At 44.5% G+C, this 17,224-nt stretch carries 15 protein-coding genes; 3 read left to right on the forward strand and 12 right to left on the reverse strand.

All coding sequences use genetic code 11. The features are described 5' to 3' along the window. Positions 1-117: 117 nt before the first annotated feature. The 4 genes from O9139_RS23835 to O9139_RS23850 form a co-directional block, all read right to left on the reverse strand. Complete coding sequence (locus tag O9139_RS23835) at positions 118-1,785, reverse strand: DUF2339 domain-containing protein (protein ID WP_270884253.1); 1,668 nt, start codon at positions 1,783-1,785, stop codon at positions 118-120. 271 nt (positions 1,786-2,056) lie between these two features. Continuing rightward, positions 2,057-2,926 carry an AraC family transcriptional regulator gene (locus tag O9139_RS23840; RefSeq protein ID WP_270884254.1) on the reverse strand — a complete coding sequence of 290 codons (870 nt, stop codon included), beginning with the start codon at positions 2,924-2,926 and terminating at the stop codon, positions 2,057-2,059. Between the two features lie 501 nt (positions 2,927-3,427). Further along, complete coding sequence (locus O9139_RS23845) at positions 3,428-4,525, reverse strand: GerAB/ArcD/ProY family transporter (protein WP_270884255.1); 1,098 nt, start codon at positions 4,523-4,525, stop codon at positions 3,428-3,430. Positions 4,526-4,679: 154 nt separating this feature from the next. Then, a complete protein-coding gene (locus tag O9139_RS23850) occupies positions 4,680-6,314 on the reverse strand; it encodes a LamG-like jellyroll fold domain-containing protein (protein WP_270884303.1) in 1,635 nt (544 codons plus the stop codon). A 350-nt stretch (positions 6,315-6,664) separates the two neighbouring features. On the opposite strand from O9139_RS23850, the gene O9139_RS23855 reads away from it, so the two are divergent. Beyond that, positions 6,665-7,540 carry a helix-turn-helix transcriptional regulator gene (locus tag O9139_RS23855; protein ID WP_270884256.1) on the forward strand — a complete coding sequence of 292 codons (876 nt, stop codon included), beginning with the start codon at positions 6,665-6,667 and terminating at the stop codon, positions 7,538-7,540. A gap of 54 nt (positions 7,541-7,594) precedes the next feature. Here O9139_RS23855 and O9139_RS23860 read toward each other — a convergent pair whose 3' ends face one another. The 4 genes from O9139_RS23860 to O9139_RS23875 all read right to left on the reverse strand — a co-directional run bounded on the left by O9139_RS23860 (position 7,595) and on the right by O9139_RS23875 (position 11,467). Further along, positions 7,595-8,419: a carbohydrate ABC transporter permease gene (locus O9139_RS23860; RefSeq protein ID WP_270884257.1), complete on the reverse strand. Its 825-nt coding sequence runs from the start codon at positions 8,417-8,419 to the stop codon at positions 7,595-7,597. 20 nt (positions 8,420-8,439) lie between these two features. After that, entirely contained in the window at positions 8,440-9,336 is an 897-nt protein-coding gene (locus O9139_RS23865; RefSeq protein ID WP_270884258.1) for a carbohydrate ABC transporter permease, read from the reverse strand. Positions 9,337-9,448: 112 nt separating this feature from the next. Further along, complete coding sequence (locus O9139_RS23870) at positions 9,449-10,774, reverse strand: extracellular solute-binding protein (protein ID WP_270884259.1); 1,326 nt, start codon at positions 10,772-10,774, stop codon at positions 9,449-9,451. A gap of 288 nt (positions 10,775-11,062) precedes the next feature. After that, positions 11,063-11,467 (reverse strand): VOC family protein, encoded by a 405-nt coding sequence (locus tag O9139_RS23875; protein ID WP_270884260.1) that lies wholly within the window; start codon positions 11,465-11,467, stop codon positions 11,063-11,065. 337 nt (positions 11,468-11,804) lie between these two features. Here O9139_RS23875 and O9139_RS23880 point away from each other — a divergent pair, with 337 nt between their 5' ends. Beyond that, positions 11,805-12,428, forward strand: a complete 624-nt coding sequence (locus O9139_RS23880; RefSeq protein ID WP_270884261.1) for a TetR/AcrR family transcriptional regulator — start codon at positions 11,805-11,807, stop codon at positions 12,426-12,428. A 799-nt stretch (positions 12,429-13,227) separates the two neighbouring features. On the opposite strand, the gene O9139_RS23885 is transcribed toward O9139_RS23880, so the two are convergent. The 4 genes from O9139_RS23885 to O9139_RS23900 all read right to left on the reverse strand — a co-directional run bounded on the left by O9139_RS23885 (position 13,228) and on the right by O9139_RS23900 (position 15,955). Further along, positions 13,228-13,776 (reverse strand): VanZ family protein, encoded by a 549-nt coding sequence (locus tag O9139_RS23885; protein ID WP_270884262.1) that lies wholly within the window; start codon positions 13,774-13,776, stop codon positions 13,228-13,230. A 112-nt stretch (positions 13,777-13,888) separates the two neighbouring features. Then, positions 13,889-14,635, reverse strand: coding sequence for a type I methionyl aminopeptidase (gene map / locus O9139_RS23890; protein ID WP_270884263.1), 747 nt, complete (start codon positions 14,633-14,635; stop codon positions 13,889-13,891). Between the two features lie 214 nt (positions 14,636-14,849). Next, positions 14,850-15,386 carry a GNAT family N-acetyltransferase gene (locus O9139_RS23895; protein WP_270884264.1) on the reverse strand — a complete coding sequence of 179 codons (537 nt, stop codon included), beginning with the start codon at positions 15,384-15,386 and terminating at the stop codon, positions 14,850-14,852. Positions 15,387-15,421: 35 nt separating this feature from the next. Further along, entirely contained in the window at positions 15,422-15,955 is a 534-nt protein-coding gene (locus O9139_RS23900) for a DUF1572 family protein (RefSeq protein ID WP_270884265.1), read from the reverse strand. Between the two features lie 328 nt (positions 15,956-16,283). Between O9139_RS23900 and O9139_RS23905 the strand changes: the two genes are divergently transcribed. Beyond that, the gene (locus O9139_RS23905) at positions 16,284-17,216 is read left to right on the forward strand and encodes a LysR family transcriptional regulator (RefSeq protein WP_270884266.1); all 933 of its coding nucleotides are present in this window, start codon (positions 16,284-16,286) and stop codon (positions 17,214-17,216) included. The last annotated feature ends 8 nt before the right edge of the window (positions 17,217-17,224 follow it).

Genomic DNA, 17,224 nt, shown 5'->3' on the forward strand with positions numbered 1-17,224 from the left:
CACCTCTTATTGTACGTGGATCTGGGAAACAACGCGAACAAATATTTATGAGACACCAAAAGAGTGTCCCTTAAGCCAAGATATTGGCCGAGGGACACCCTTTTTCCCAATTCGTTCTTAACTCTCTATATCTTTTCCTTCTTTTTTGTACAGCAATCTGGATACCACAATCCCCATACACCCGATCACAATGAACAGCATAGCGCGGATAGCAATCGACACATCGGGCAGATCAATACATATAACTTTCACTAATGTGATGAAAAGGAACAGAATGCCGGCAAGGCGCACTTTCTTTTGATTGATCCAGATGCCGATGGCAATAATGACAATCGCATAAAGCGCCCAAGCGAAAGATACGACCAAATGCTGCATGTCATACTTCAAGTTGACTGTCAAACAGGTCGAGATCTGAGTAATAAACCACAGGGTTACAATGGAGTCTATCCATAATAACCATTGGATTCGTTTGCTGTGTTCGGCATGGTATTTCTTGAACAATACATAAACGGTATAAATGGTTGCAATCAACAACAGCCCAGACAAAGTCTGTAAAGAATATATATCTTCCATTTTTCCGGATAATACATTAGATGCGCCAATTAGGTAGACCACACTCCCCGTAATAAGCTGCAGCCTGGAGGCCAGCACAATACCGAGTACGACCGCTAAGAACCCTTCCATCATAAATACCAGCGCTGAAGTTTCCCCGTGCGTGATCTCATTGATCCACAGAAACAGTGAAAAAGTCGCTATCGCCATCATTACAAACCGCTCAGGGCGGTTCTTGATGACGGCAAAGACCGCCCAGAGTACGTAAGCGGCAGAAGCAATGATGACAAAACGACCAAAATAGGAAGGTTCAAGGAATCTTACCCACACACACGTCAGAGTGAAACTGATAAATAACGTGGCTATTTTGCTCGGTGCTTGTATTTTACGTACTACAAAATAAACAAACAAAGCGAGATGCTGCAGGCAAGCCGAGGTCAAAAAGGCGAATCCTGCATGTTGGTGGCTGACATTCCCAAAGGCCACACCGACAAGCAAGGCAAGATGCAGTAAGAAAAAGGCTGAGTAATATAAAACTCGGAATCGATATTGCAATGAAATGTACAGCATTGTGACAGAGAGCAGCAATTCATAAACCGTGAAAACCCAAAAATTCGGTATATCTGATTTTACAAGAAAAGGAACGAGAAATCCGCCGAATGTAGAGAGCAGGATCATGATCTCGGATTTATGACGGATACTGATGAACACCCCTGCGGCAATGGCCAAAATATTTAAAGCGAATGCAGCTGTCGAATATAGATAGCCATACAGCATATGTGCTGCAAAAATCGTGATGATACTCATCGAAATAGAACCGCCGAGCAATACCTGCCCCAAAGCTGACCTTTGCTTTCTGATCTGCCTCTCGCCCTGCCAGAATAGCACCGCTGTTGCAATCAGCCCAAGCAGGCATCTAATCGGCTTCGTAATAAGGCCTGTGGACACCGCAGCGCCGAATCCCCAAAGCACACCGATCAGTAAAACAAGGATAAAAATCCGCGGCAGCCACACCCTTGCGAGCAGATGCTCCCAGTCGACTTCCTTCTTAACGATTGTTTGCTTAGGCACTATAGGCACGGGTTCAACTGAAGGGGAGGATGTAACAGGAGGAACGGACTGAACGTCCTTGCGGCTGATCTCGCCGTTGACGTGCCGCTTTAAATCACCGATTTCGTTTTGAAGTTGGTTCACTCTAGTCTCTAATTCATTGATTTTGTTTTGAATATCCATGTCTCACCTCTATTTGCTAACGATTTCTATATGAATAAATTTATCAATAACTGGTAATTGTGGATAGTACTATTTATATGTAGTACTGAGCCATTGGCAACGTCACGCCATCTTGCGAAATCACATGGCAAATCGCATTCTTGGAAAGTTACCGTTCTATAAGATCCAACTTCAAATTTCTCCCCACGTGGAAAAGGCAACCGATCCATTCGACCGGCTGCCTTCATAATTTAATTCAGCTATCGTTCCTCATTCCTTCATCAAACGCTGCTCATTTCTTTTTAATCGGTATCCATATTTCACTTTTAAATTGCGTCGATGCTACATCTTTGTGCTCATTCCAGAGTAGTTCCGGCCCCTCGACCAGCTCATATTCTGAGGACGGAAACCATTCGGAATAAATGCGTCCCCAGACCTCTTGAAGCGCACTCGGAAAAGGGCCGACGGCTGTGAATACAGCCCATTTGGAAGCTTGCACCTCCAGTTGTGCGAAGCCATCTCCGTCTTTCGTGGATGCCACCCCGATGTAATGATCGAGCTCACCTTTTTCCTCCATCCGCCCTTCACTGAAATTCGTGGAAGCACTGATGAGTCCTAAAGGCTGCACATTCGAAAAACTTTTCATCCTCTCAATCATTTCGGGGGTGAGCTCTTCATACATCGAGGCAATTTCCGGATTAACCCCGTGGAATACGATTGGGACTCTTTTTTTGATCCCCACAACACGAAAGGCCTCTTTGTCTTCAATGCGGTAGTTCATTTCACTTCCTCCTTTGATCGTCAGCTGGAACGTCATCCGAGGAAAGGCTTTGAGCGATTGCCCATGAATCCGGGCCTCCGAGGGCGTAATCCCATGCATGCTTTGGAAAGCCCTAGTAAAAGAATCCGGTGAGGTGTATCCGTATTTCATCGCAGCATCGATGATCTTGATATCACTGTGACTTAGCTCAAGTGCGGCCAAAGTCAGACGTCTTCGACGGATGTACTCTGATAGAGGAATACCTGCGAGGAAGGAGAACATGCGTGTAAAATGATATTCCGAACAGCAGGCAATTTTCGCTGCCTCCTGATAGTCCACACGATCAGTAAGATTCTCCTCCAAATAGCTTAAAGCTTTGTTCAATTGCGCCAGCATATCCATTGATATCACCTCCCCTCGTTACTTAAAGATTAACAAAGAAGGTCATTCCTAGCCCGACATTTCGTGCACAGTCTTGCAGGATCGAAATCTTACAACATGCGATAGGATCACATAAATCTTCTTCGATTTGTCGTAAGGTAATGAGAATGCAAGCTTCTTTGCCACTGGCCCAACAATAAATAATTCCAATAAAAATGCAATCATAAAGACCAGGATAAGTTGAAGAAACATACCTTTTAAGGTTACTGTGCCAATGAAGCCGTGTGTAAACAAATTATAAAATGTCATGCATACGACCATCCCGAAGCACATCATGAGCCCAAAATAAAATTTTTCTTTCCTCGTTGTCGGCATTTTCCATACTCCTTTCTATCTATTCCTGATTATTATAGGAAAAATAGAAACCTCCACATAAGTGAACAGTCTGTGAACATTTTATTATTGATAAGCAAAAGACTGCCGAACATGCCGACAGCCTTCATGAAAGATTTTATTACGTTATTAATTCTTGGTCATCGACTCTCGAAAAGCTGCAACTCCAAGAATTAGGAGTGGGTACATGAGTCCAATGGTTAAAGCAACAGGTACCCAGGTCTCGGTATCAAACTCTGTCATATACGCAACATTGGGATAGATCACAAGCGAACAAACAACCAGAATCATCCCGATAGGCATTACAAGCGGTCGATAATCTTCTATATTCAATAATTGAGCCAGTCCCATTACGGAACTATACAAATAAAAGGTTGTCTTGAAATAAACCGTTAGGAACCAAATCCCTGCTATAAGGATTTCAACACGCTCCAAAAAGTTGCCAATATTTATCTGTTTAGCTAAAGCATAACTTGGATACATATGTCTTTCTGTATTTAAAGCCCCCAATACCGATATGCATATAAAGGTAATAATGACGAAGCAGGTTCCGCCTAGTAAGGTAGCAAGCAGGAAAGCTTTTTTTGCTTTTAGATATCGATTGACATGAGCAGGGAACACCATAAGCAGTACAATTAAAGGAAGTGAAGTAGTACCGGCTAGGGATATGGCCGCCTTCAATAATGATTTACCTCCGGTTGTGAACATGGGTTGCAATTTCTCAATCCGAATATTCGGTAAAAGAGAAACAACCAAAATCGTAAACAGCATAATGATCCAAGGAAAAAAAATCTCTGCAGCGCGGACCAAGGTTTCAACGCCAAGTCGAACCCCCATAACAACTATGATGGCAAATACGATAATAACTGCTTCAATTGGCGTTTCAGGCATGACTTGTGTGGTTATAAAATTCCCTAAATGGAACAATACTGTCGCCGCTCCAAGAAAAGAAAACAAAATAAAAAATAGGGAGAACATTTTTCCAAGCACTTTTCCAAACACTTTTTCATTATATTCAACTAGGGTCATGTCAGGAAAATAATCACTTATTCTGTTGTATAAGCAAACGATTAATAAGCTTAGGGCAACCCCCAAGATAGCTGCGAGCCATGCATCTTGTTTGGTAATAGCAGCGAGACCTGATGGACTAATTAGGATTGTTGTCCCAATCGTAAATATCATCACAATTACAGCAAATTGGCGAACGGTTATTTTAACATGATTCAATACGATTCACTCATCCAGTCATTCCATTTATTGCTATTATCCCCTTATTTCCTAAGAATCACACTGCAAAATTCCACTCCGGACAAGAAAAAGGCAGGTTTGAACAATAAAAGAAGCAGAAGTAAATTGCTCACTCCCGCTTCTTTTTCTAATTTTAAGGCGTATCGTGTAAGTCCTGCACATCCTCAGGGAATAATGGCACCGTATAGATGTTGACTTGATCGATTCGTCCATCGAAATATGCGCCGCCGTTCGTACCTCCGAATGCGTCCTGCCCGTAACGTTTCCCTAAACCCGCCAGATCAATATGAGCGTCGATAGAAGTATACGGGGTAGCTGCCGATGCCGCCAACGCTCCATCCAAATAGAGCAGCAGCTTGCCTTCATTAAACACAACGACAGCATGATGCCAGGAAGCTGTATCCGTAAATGCGGTATTAATCTGCACTTTGCTCGCTCCGGAAGCAGCGCCGGCATACAGCATATTGTTCTGAAGCTTCATGCTCATTCCCGCTGTTACTCCGCCTTCGTCAAAAAGAACCTGCTCACTTACGGTTTGATTGGCTTTAAACCAAAGCGACACTGACCTTGTCGCGAAAGCGTCATGCATGAACCCCGTGCTGCCGCTCACAGCGAGCTGGATGCCGTCATCGACGCCGTCCATGTTGATGTATCCGCCTTCGGGACCTCCTGTCCCCGTAAAAGCAGGCGAACCGTTAAGTGTTCCGTTATGCCCATTCCCGGAAACGTCATTCGCGCTGCTGTTCAAATTGTAATGCGCATCCACGCCAAATTGATTGACTACATGCCATAGCTCGGCATTGGTCAAAGTGGCGACACTGGCATGACGCATCTTGTAGGGGAACCTGGCATCCGATATTTCAGCCGACCAGGCGGTCGGATCTTCGACGTTTACGGTTGACTTCAGCCCGTATTTGCCTTGAGACCAGTAGTCGTAAATAAGGTTCCATTTGTTTTGACCGATTAACTTAAACGCCTCAGGCGCCTCCGTGTAATCAGGTGTAATGGTGTTTGAGCTGATGTTGGCATCATACTCCACTTTGTTGACCGGTTCGTTCGCCCAGGTTTGCCGCATCTTCATAGGCGAGAGCGACTCGTCTTTGAAAAACATATAGTAGTCATCCTCGGCATTCTTATCCACTCTTAGCATGCTGGCATCGATAGAACTAACGCCGGGATCGAACAGCAGCGAAGCATCGCTGAAGGTGTTCCAATCCGTTGTCGTCGCCTTGTAATGATAGTTGTTCGTAGGGCCAGTTGCATTCAGCGTGGAAGACCAGTAGATGATATATTTACCGGTCTCATCGTTGTACATCCACTCCGGCGCCCAGACGTTGTAAACCGTATTGGCCGGACGGTAATTTGCCATGAGATCGAGCCTTTTCTCGTTCGTCCAGTGGATAAGATCGGTAGATTCGGCGTAGCCCATATAATAGGTGGAGGTATTTTTGCCAGTCGCATCCACATCCGGAGACGTGTAAACAAGCCGCCATATGCCATCAGGTCCCTTATTCAAAAACGGATCCCGCAGTGCATATTTGGGAGTAAAAACAGGAGCATTCTTGTTCAGTTCATACCACTTAACCCCATCGCGACTATACCCGTAATGCAGCTTTTGAATTTTCTCCCCCGTCTGTGACGGATCCGAACGGAAATAAGCGACCAAATACCCTCCCTGGGTCCCTGCGCTCGCAGGTACAGGCATCACAAACAGCAGCATAGCAAGAAAGAACAAACCCATTTTAGCAATATGACTGAATGTTGGCACTTTCAAAATTCAAACCTCCCTTTAAAAAATGTTTACTTAACGATCATAAGGGTTTGTATGCGTTACCAAAATGCTAAAATGTAACAAATCCAGTTGTTAATTTGTAAGCACTTCACTGTTAGCAAGATTTGTCAGTAAATCATGATACTAGTCATAAATATATGATATAGATCTGCGATTTTTAAGATGATTGTACGGATACTTCACATATACGGATGCGAATTAAGTTCGATATGATAGATTGGTAAGCTAACTAATCGTCAGGAGGATTTCAACAATGAAGAAAAGTTAAAGCATGATTAAGTGATCTTCAACTTCTACTAGTTCATAGCGTTGGGAGATGTCTGACTTTGCGAGAGTATACGCATGAGTACGCAGATAACTACTACCATACACCATCGTCATTAGACAAAATGGGCGGTATTGTTCCGATTCGTATCGGTCACAATATTGCCAAACCAAATTATCGAATTGGGCCCAGATTTATCGTGTATTACAGCTTCCATTTCATTATCAGCGGTCAGGTGACCTTCTGTTGGGACGAAAACCAAGTCACATTGTCGCCTGGAGAACTGTTCTGCTTATTCCCCCATATGATCCACGAGTATTATGTAAATGCGCAAAGCGAAGAAGAACCTCTTAGAATGTTCTGGATTGCTGTAGAAGGGAAACAGCTTCCTGCACTCGTGAAACGATTTGGTTTATCCACAAGCACCCCTTATTTAAAACTGCAGTTTGATGAAGGTTTAGTGACTCAACTTTTCGAGCTCATCGACATCTGGAAAGAAAGTGCGACGCAGGATAATCTACGGCTCACCAGCAGCTTATACCTTATTTTCAGCCGAATGCTCCAAATCTACGTACCGCAAACACAAGGCAAGTCCTCCGAGCATTGGATCGAACGCAGTCTGGAGTACATGCAGCTCTATTACACCGAAGGCATCTCCGTGAACGATGTTGCCCAACATGTCGGTGTTCATCGAACCTACCTATCCAATATATTTCAAAACAAAGTCGGCGTTCGTCCTCACAAATATTTGAAAGATTTGGTGATGTCCAAAGCCATGAACTCCATCTTGGAAACACAGCTTTCCGTCACGCAAATCGCCCTTTCCCTCGGTTATTCTGATTTGTACGCTTTTACACATGCTTTTACAAATTATTTCGGCCGGTCTCCTAATTATTATCGTTCAGCATTGAGAAAAGGAGTCGTCCCGGAAACTTGAAAAAGAGGCTGTCCCAGAAAGTAGAATCATCAACTTCTGGAACAGCCGTTTTGTTTACCCTTTTACACCTGTAAAAGTAATGCCCTTAACAATAAATTTTTGGAAGAAGAAAAACACAAGAATAATGGGGATTGAGGTAATCGCGCTGGCAGCCATCGGCATCGCTTGAGCGGTCATGTATTGAGAGCGGAATACGGGGAGACCGATTGGAATGGTCATCATGTTCGTGTCCGTAACCGAGATGAACGGCCATAAGAAGTCGTTCCATGCGCCGAGAAATACGAATATTCCCAGCGATGCCATCGCCGGCTTACAGAGCGGCAGCGCTATGTTCAGCAGCGTGCGGAGCCAACCGCATCCATCCATTCTAGCGGCTTCGAATAACTCCTCAGGTATGCCATCGAAAAACTGCTTCATAATAATGAGTCCGAAGGGGGCGGCCAACGTAGGCGCAATAATGGAAAAATAGCTGTTCAAGAGCCCCAAATCCCGGAACTGAATGTAGAGCGGAATAAGCGTAGCCTCGCGAGGCACCATCAAACCAATCATAATGAGCCAGAACCAGAAGCTGCGGCCTGCAAAACGCATTCTTGAAAAAACAAATGCAGCCAGCGTACTCAGCACTAAGACACCGACAGTGGATAAAATCGAAACCACCACGCTATTTCCTAACCAGAGCACAACATTCGCACTCGGATTGTTCAAAACATGAATCACATTCTGCCATGTATATGGCGGCATTAGCCATTCTATAAGGGTTGTCGCCGTAGCCGTCTCCGGCTTAAGGGCCATGACAGCCATCCATAACACGGGGATTAACCAAAAGAGACAGATCAGATAAGCAAAGCTATTAACCGTAAGCTTCGTGCTTCGGTGCATGAGAATAGACCTCCTTGAACTTACTCATCAGCTGTTTGCTTCAAAAGCTTTAACTGCATGATGGACACAACCAGGATGATAACAAACAAGACGAAAGCCGCTGCAGACGCTTTACCCATAAGGAATCGCTGAAAACCATTTTCATAAATAAATTGAATATACGTGCGGCTCGCGCCTCCCGGCCCCCCCTCCGTTGTCAGGAAAACTTGGCCAAAAATTTTGAAAGAAGCAACTACCTGTAAGAACAACACGAGAATATGAATTCGTTTTAATGATGGAATCGTAATATACCATAAGGTCTGAAACCAATTTGCTCCATCCAACTGTGCTGCCTCGTACCGGTCTTCAGGAACTTCCTGCAAGCCCGCCAAATAAAGAATCATATAATAGCCCGTATTCCACCAGAAGGTGAGCAGGATGATCGCCGGCCATACAAGTGTCCCCTCGCTCAGCCAGGCATAATTCCCATTAAAGCCTATTAACCTCAATATTCCGTTTACAGGTCCGCTGTAGGGCTGGTACATATTAACCCAAATGATGGAAATAATTGAGACAGCAAGAACATTCGGCATAAAGAAGATGCCTCTTAAGAAGGACCGTCCTCTCACAAACTTATGGTCAACGAGAACAGCCAGTATGAACGCGCCTGCCATATAGATAGGTGTGGATATGAGGACATACAGGAACGTATGCATCAATGACTGCCAAAAATTGCTTTCTTGGAAAAGATCTGTATAGTTGGATAGTCCTACGAAAACTTTATCACTTGTTAGGTTCCATTCATAAAAGCTTATGAAAAACCCTTGCAAAAGCGGGTAAAAGGTAAACCAGAGATAAAAAAGGAGAAACGGGGCGAGAAACAAATACGCCATGAAAAAATCATTGCTCACCCGCTTCTTGGACTTGAAGACAATCATAAGCGAACCGTCCTTTCTCATATCGATACATCTGTCATTCACTTCCTGTAAATATGGAAGGGCCGCAGCGCTTTCAAATAACCGTGCGCACGGCCCTTGACCAAAGCTTTCATTATTTCATCAATTGCGGTAAAAGCTTATCCAGATTCGTACGAATCTGAGCGACTGCATCCTCGGCCTTCATATCACCCAATATAGCCAATTGAACCGGGTCTCGGACCTCTGGCGCTTGATGGAGCATCGTCCCAGGAATGACCGGCAGCGAGATCGCGATGCGGTTCGGATCTACAAACTGAGAATGATACGGTAAGCTCTTGAATTCATTCGTCTGCATCGCAGGTTCGAAGCCGGGTACATGGCCAGCTTGAGCCCATTTGGCATTATTGTCAGCGAACCATTTAATAAATTCTAAAGCTGCCTTTGTTTGCGAATCCGTTCTTGCAGCCCTTTGCGGCAAAATAAATCCATGCGAGGTTGTGATTTCGACGTTCTTATCAAAGAACTTAGGGAAGCCGATCACACCGTAATCTTGACCTAACGGTTCGCCTGCAGCCGATATACTCCAAGTCCCATCCATGAAGAAGGCAGCCTTCTTAGCCTTAAACTTATCGAGTCCCCCTGGATCGGCCAATTTCGGAGGGGTCATACTGTACATCTCTCGCAACGCCTTCAGTGCTGCAACCGCCTTGGCGTCATCGAAAGAAGCTTTCTTGGTCTCCGGGTTCAGGAAATCTCCGCCGCCCATTTGATAGTAGAAGGTCAGCCAGGTTAACACTAATTGCGGAGGCTTGATGGTCATCGTCAACGGACTGACGTCCGGATTCTTCTCCTTGATTTGCTGAAGCGCTTTCATGAAACCTGCAAAGTCCGTGCCAATCATCGGTTTGCCGCTCGCATCCAGCAATCCCGCGTCCTTAAGTATCGATTTATTGTACATGAAGACGCGCGCTAAATTATCTAAGGGCACACTGTATTGCTTCCCGTCGATTTTGGCCGCTGCAGTCGGGTCTTTGCTGTATTTATCGAATTCAATGTTGACGCCTAGCCGCTTGGCCTCATCATCCAATGGAAGCAAAGCCCCCTTCAATGCATTGATGTTGCCGCCAATGTGCGAGATGGCCAAATCAGGTCCGGTCTGCCCTAGAATCGATGCTTTCAGCTTGGTATAATACTGGTCATTCGCCTGAAACTCCATCTTGACTTGAACATTAGGATGCGTCTTATTGTATTCATCAACAATGACTCTGGCTGTACTCGCATCCGCGCCGTCCCACAATGTCCAAAATGTAATATTCACCTTTTCCTGTTTGGCCGCTGTCCCCTCCGTCGGCTTCGCCCCAACTTGTTCACTCGCCTTGCCTGTACATCCGGCAATCAAAGCTACAGATAAGCAAGTCATCAGCATCGATGAACCCAGCTTGCCCCATCTTACCTTCATCATAACCACCCTTTTTTGTGAAGTATTTGATGTACCTTCCGCTTTCTTCGTGTCACATCCAGGGTAATTGTATAAAATTGTTTCTACTAGTAACATGTTACTTTGTAGAAAGTTGAATTTGTCATTTTGTAGCTTAGAGCCAAAATGAAAAACCTCCTATTAGAGCAATTCTAGTTTGCTTCTAATAGGAGGTTTTAGATTAGGTCGATTCAAGAGCTTCTGCAACCGCCAGCTCCAGAGAGTTCCAGGCATGAATTCCAAGTACGCTTATCGTAGGAACGTGGTACGTCAAGACCTGCCGCTGAATCGTTGGAGCGCTTCTTCGGTAACCGGCGCGAAGAGATTGACGAGGTTGCCGTCGGGGTCGCGTAATAGTGCAGAGCGGTTCCCCCATGGCATCGTGGTCGGTTCCTGCACCCACTCGTCGACAAGCGGCTTTAGGCGCGTGTACTCGGCATCCACGTCGTCGACACGAAACTCGATGATGACGGTGCGGTTGTCGGCCGCACGCGCGGAACCAGCGCCGAACAGCTGTACCGTCTGGGAGTGGCCGATCGCCAGCGTACACGATGGCAGAACGAACTCAGCGAAGACAGGCGCGGGGCGCTTCGCTGAAACCCCAGTAATTTTCTCATAGAACATAACAAGTCGATCCAAGTCGTCAGTAATGACGCGTACAGAAGCGAAATTCACAAGACATCAACCTTTCAATAATGGAATAGGATAAAATATAACGCTACGATACAGTATCGTATCATTTTTTCCTCAAAAAAACAAGTGACCGTATAACGATCAAAAATGGTACTCAGAAATGATTCGTTGATTCGTTGCCTCACTGAAGCACAAACAAGGAGCGCTGTAATGCCAAGCCGATCCCTGGCATCAATTTCAGAAGAAGGTGCAATTGGCCTAACGTCAATCTGAGCGACATGCGCTCGCCCACTTGCACAATCGTCTCGGGACCCGGCGCTAAGGATGCTCCTATGGTATAATGTGAAGGACTTTTCATTTTAGGGAAACGAAATCCCACATGAAGTACTTTTATGATGGAGGGAAGATGGTGACTACGTCTAAGGAAACAGAACGTGTGCCTGCGGCCAATTTGAATAGACGCGTCGAGCGTTCACGACATACCGTCCTGACCACTGCGTTTGAACTGCTCAGCGAAGGCGGTGTGGCTAGCTTCACTGTTGACGAAGTGGCGCGTCGTTCCGGGGTCGCGAAGACGACCATCTACCGCCACTGGCCGACGCGGGAAGCACTGGTGATCGACGCCTGTTCACGGATGATTGCCGAGCAGGAAACGCCCGACACCGGCTCACTCGAAGGTGACGTCACAGCTATCCTGATGGAAATCGCGCACCTGCTGCCGACGGCGAATTGGTCCTTCGTCCTGCCGTCAATCGTCGACACCGCCGAGCGCAATCCGGAGTTTGCTGAGATCCACAGTCGGATTCAGCGCGGACATGCCGCTCCCCTGCGAGAGGTTTTGCAGCGCGCGGCAGGCAAGGGTGAGCTGCCGGCGCACGCCGACGTGTCAACGATCGTCGCAGCCCTGCTGGGGCCACTCTTCTACCGGCGCTGGTTCTCACGCGAACCGATCGACGACCAATTCGTAAAGGCGATCATCCAACAAGCACTCGCTTCACTTTAGTACGAGAAGCCTGCCTGCTTGGACTCCCCCACTGTGATTCTGAGTCGTGTGTTCGGCTAGGAAAATTAACGAAATCTGTTTTATTAAACAAAAGAGACCAGCGGAATTTCGCTGGCTCTTTTCCTTTTTACAAAAATCGTCTTCTCCAACTCATGGTGTTTTCCAGAGACTGACTAGAATAAACTAATTTGTTCAATAGTTTCTTCATTTACTAAGTCTGCAGCTTCCTCACTCGTATTTGGGGTCCTTGTACGCTCAGAACTCTCCGCATTCTCAGCGGTTATAGTTGATCCGTTTGAATTGCGAAATACAGGGAGTGTTCTATGTTCCCCGCAAGCCACACATGTATAAATGGCTCCCCGTTTCATACTTAATGCTAAATTGATGCGAGCATCTATTGGGAGATTACGATCTTGAGAACACTTACCGCAAGTAAACTCAGCCATTGCAAACATCCTTTCATTAATTGCTTCTTACATAACTTGATTATTATATTATAGCAACCTCCAATCTTACTATAAAAAAAGAGACTGAGCTATGCTCAATCTCTTTTTTCTATCTAGCACCTAGTTCTAATGTGACGACACATCCAACATTGAAAATCAGGCTTTTCACCTCAAAGTTAGTAGAAATGTCAGCGTCTGCTTCTCTGTTAACCATCTTAATCCTCAGAACACCGGCAGCTTGCGACCCTGTTTTGACAATTAAAATTGCGCAATTTTTAGCTATCTTTAATTACGTGGTATTATTCAGAACTACTAATCCTAATAGAATCCTGCCCAACCTAGAAAGGGGTTATTTATAAGCGTAATCTCACCACAAATAATAAATATAATAAGAAAGGTAATCCTATTGCAGATAGTATTGTGATTGCAGCACTTACTCTTTTCTCATTTCGCAATATAAATAATAAAACCTTATACCCTAAAATACCAACTAATCCGCCCAAACCATTTAATATGATGTCATCAATATCTGATGCTCCAATACCTAAAAGCCCCTGAATGATTTCCACAAATACACTCACTATGAATATGAATAGCAGATTGGTTATTACTCTTTTATCGCTTTTGAATAATGACAAATATGTACCAAGAGGAATAAAGATAACTATGTTGCCAACCACATTAGCAAAAGAGAAATTTTTTATAGCGGCAGAGTTGCTAAATATATATTCCCTTATCGTATAAAAAGGAATAAGATTGATTGACCTATCTACAGTCCTTTGACTATTAAACAGATCCCCAAGTGAAACTCTGGATAAGAGTAATAACTTAACCAAAAAAAGGATGTAGCAAATGAAAACTCCATATAAAAAGACTGTTTTAATTAGTTCTCGTTTATTCAAGCTTGACCGGCTCCCTGTTACTTTAATAAAGAAAGGGAGTGTTACCGGCGCGGCGGGCTACTCCCTTACTTTTTAACTAACGTCTCCCTTTAGCGCGAATTCATTGTGATCTCTATACGGCAGTCACGATAATTGGCTTATTCTTTGTAATGATAATGGTGTGCTCGTGTTGCGCCACAAAGCTATTGTCAGGTACACATAGAGTCCATCCGTCCATTTGCTCAACGACATACTCTGCACCTGTAGATAAGAAGGGTTCAATTGTAATAACCATCCCCTCTTTCAATACCCGTTTGTCGTGCTTGTTATAAAAAGGAAGAATCTCTGTAGGAGCCTCATGCAGGGATTTCCCAACACCGTGGCTGCATAGATTTTTGATGACCGTATAGCCGCCTTTTTTAGCCTCGCTTTCAATAATCCTTCCAACTTCGTTCAATCTTACACCATGTTTAAGTGATGAAATTACTTTCATCATCGTATTGTGTGTGTATTGACACAGACGCGTTAACGATGGCTTGTATGGAGCTATCGGAAAAGAATGTCCCGCGTCCGCATAATAGCCTCCCAACTCTGCCGAAACATCGATGTTTACTAAATCGCCCGGTTGAATGATTCGATTTCCCGGTATTCCGTGGGCAGCTTCGCGGTTAATGCTAATACATGTGTTACCGGGGAAATTGTACGTTGTCTTCGGTGCAGGCACTGCCCCATGCTTTTTTAAAAACAAGCCGCCAATATCATCTAATTCCTTTGTTGTCATTCCAGCACGTGCTTTACTTTTCATTTCGTTAATCGTGAGTGCAACGATTTTGCCAATTTCCTTCAGAGCATCAATATCGTTTTGTGATCCTACAGTCATAAACGCTCCTCCATATTTCAAATTGATTTATTATAACACAATATTATATTCCATTATTTTTCCAGTTACTAAAATTTAAATCATCCAAAAGCCAAATTCGCTTCTAACCGGCGGCAACGTGTTTGCGCTTTGACAAGTCGATCACGTTCAAAACAAAACCTCGATCCCTAAAGGACCGAGGTTCAACAGTGTAATATTCGCTTAATCCAGAAAGCTAAGTATTGTTCTTTTTTTCAAACCACTCATTCTCTAAAATGCTCATTTCCCATACGCTCCAGAATTCGTTGCCCATCTTTCGTTTGTCTCGGGTAAGGCCTTCCTTTACAAACCCTGCTTTCTCGTAGCATGCAATAGCTGAATGGTTAAAGTCTAATACGCCCAGACTCACTCTGTGTAATTTTAATTCTTCGAACGCGATGGTTAACACCTTTCTTATCATCAATTGTCCTATGCCCTGTCCTCTAAAGCTTCTGTTTCCAATCAACACTTTACCTATCCTTGCCGATTTATTTATCCAATCCAGTTGCAGATTGATATGCCCGACTGCCTCATGATTTATTTCATGTACTACCCTATAGATTATCAATTGTACCGGGCTGGTATAGGAGTCTTTGATGTAATACTCCAATTGATGCTCATTTAATGGAAAGCTGAACGTTTGGCCTCCCCATTGGAATAATAGTGCTGGCGAATCAATCCATTCTATAAGCTGCTCAAAGTCGGCACGTTCGAAAGGTTCAAGTTTAATCACTACAATCATTCCTTCTATGTTTTATTTATCCGACTTTAATGGTATTGCCCCGTGATATGCTCATTCGTATCTGTTAACGTCTTGGTGAGCAAGACGATCTGTCCCGCATGGTATCCATAATGTGCGGCAACCTGGACCAGCAGTCGACGGATTACCCTTATATCGCTGGCTTCATAGACAGGGGAATCGATTCGGTGCATTCGCTTCCAATCCTCTAGATCGTAGCGGATGATGACTTCCCGTGATAGATCATCATCATGTAGGGCAAACAATACGCTTTCCGACTTGGATCGAGTTTGGCGTAGAAGGCTAATCAGCTCCGCCTTTGCTATCCCCCCATTTGTCGTAAATTCGCGGGAACGCTCTCGAATGAACGGTTGGTTTCCGATTGCGCTGACGAAGTTTTGATATTCGTTCCCCGCCAAATGAAGACAAATATTCCCGATACTATTCATGGAATTATTCAATCGTTTCCATATAAGCCCTTCGTCTAGCAGGTCCAGGCTTCGCTCGACTCGATCGAGTTGCTTATTCATGTCTTCCATTACGTCCTTAATCAGTTCAATCATGGACTCACTCCCACTCTGATTTTGGGTTTATCTTGCTTATGGAGTATATTCGATTATACTCAGCCAATTATTCCATATCGATGCCTAGCAAGCTAGCCATTTCTAGCTTATCATGAAAGGGAAGCATCCTTGAGCATCGGGCACAACTCCGGGGGTTACCTTTGAACGGATTCATGGTAAACGCATCAGCATGATATACCCAAATCTGCTTCATCGTAATCACTCACTCCCTTCTTATTCATCATATTAGAGAAGTTCCAATCCAACGTAAAATGAAAATTCACGATACAAGACATGAAGAAAAATTCATGCAAGCGAGGAGCGGAAAATGACACTATATCAATTGGAAGTATTCCTTGCAGTCGTGCAAACGGGCAGTTTCACCAGAGCAGGGGAGCATTTGCATGCAAGCCAATCGGGTGTAAGCCACAACATCGGCGATTTGGAAAAAGAATTAGGAATTATTCTTTTTACGCGCAACCGCAATGGCGTTAAGCTTACGGATGCGGGAGAACAAATCCTAGCACATGTTAGTGAGATCGTTCATCATTCGAAACAAATCAATCAAATTGCCGCTGCATCAAGAGGCGTGAGTAACGGGACCATACGGATCGGTGCGTTTGCCAGTTTCTCGGCCCATGTATTACCTGCTATTAGCCAAGCGTTTCTTCACCATTATCCAGGTGTAGAACTGCTTCTCTTTGAAGGAAGCTACGCAGAGATTGAAGCATGGATCAAGACGGGTACCGTAGACCTTGGATTTCTGGCCGACTCAAGTCATGATGGCTTTGACGTCGTACATCTGCTTAGCGATCCCTATGTCGCAGTCCTCCCAGCAAATCATCCATTAAAAGAGCATGACATTATCTCCATCGAGCAGCTTACGCAGGAACCGTTTCTATCGCTTAAATCCGGATGTGAACGTCTAGTAATAAGTGCTTTTCAAAAGAAAGGGCTTAGTCTTAATAAGCAGTTCGAGGTAGCAGAGAATTCCACCATAATCACTATGGTTGAAGCAGGCATCGGAGTGTCAATCGTCCCTTCGATGATACTGCCGGCTATTCCAGGAAATATAGTGGTTAAACCATTGAGTCCCCCTATTATTCGTGAAATAGGATTAGTGAAACTCTCACTGCAAAGTGACTCACCTGTCGTATCCGCTTTTATTAAAGAAGCGCTTAAGCAGACTTCTTCATTTCGCTATCCTGCCTCTATGGAGAATAGTTTAGCTCTTAAATACTCGCGTTTTCTCAGATTATAACCGTAAAA

The sequence above is a fragment of the Paenibacillus aestuarii genome (assembly GCF_027789125.1).
Lineage (GTDB): Bacteria > Bacillota > Bacilli > Paenibacillales > NBRC-103111 > Paenibacillus_E > Paenibacillus_E aestuarii.

Coding starts and splice junctions, on each gene's coding strand:
- O9139_RS23835 (WP_270884253.1), bottom strand. CDS start 1,785: ATGGATATTCAAAACAAAATCAATGAATTAGAGACTAGAGTGAACCAA.
- O9139_RS23840 (WP_270884254.1), bottom strand. CDS start 2,926: ATGGATATGCTGGCGCAATTGAACAAAGCTTTAAGCTATTTGGAGGAG.
- O9139_RS23860 (WP_270884257.1), bottom strand. CDS start 8,419: ATGCACCGAAGCACGAAGCTTACGGTTAATAGCTTTGCTTATCTGATC.
- O9139_RS23865 (WP_270884258.1), bottom strand. CDS start 9,336: ATGATTGTCTTCAAGTCCAAGAAGCGGGTGAGCAATGATTTTTTCATG.
- O9139_RS23870 (WP_270884259.1), bottom strand. CDS start 10,774: ATGAAGGTAAGATGGGGCAAGCTGGGTTCATCGATGCTGATGACTTGC.
- O9139_RS23880 (WP_270884261.1), top strand. CDS start 11,805: ATGAAGTACTTTTATGATGGAGGGAAGATGGTGACTACGTCTAAGGAA.
- map (WP_270884263.1), bottom strand. CDS start 14,635: ATGACTGTAGGATCACAAAACGATATTGATGCTCTGAAGGAAATTGGC.
- O9139_RS23900 (WP_270884265.1), bottom strand. CDS start 15,955: ATGATTGAACTGATTAAGGACGTAATGGAAGACATGAATAAGCAACTC.
- O9139_RS23905 (WP_270884266.1), top strand. CDS start 16,284: ATGACACTATATCAATTGGAAGTATTCCTTGCAGTCGTGCAAACGGGC.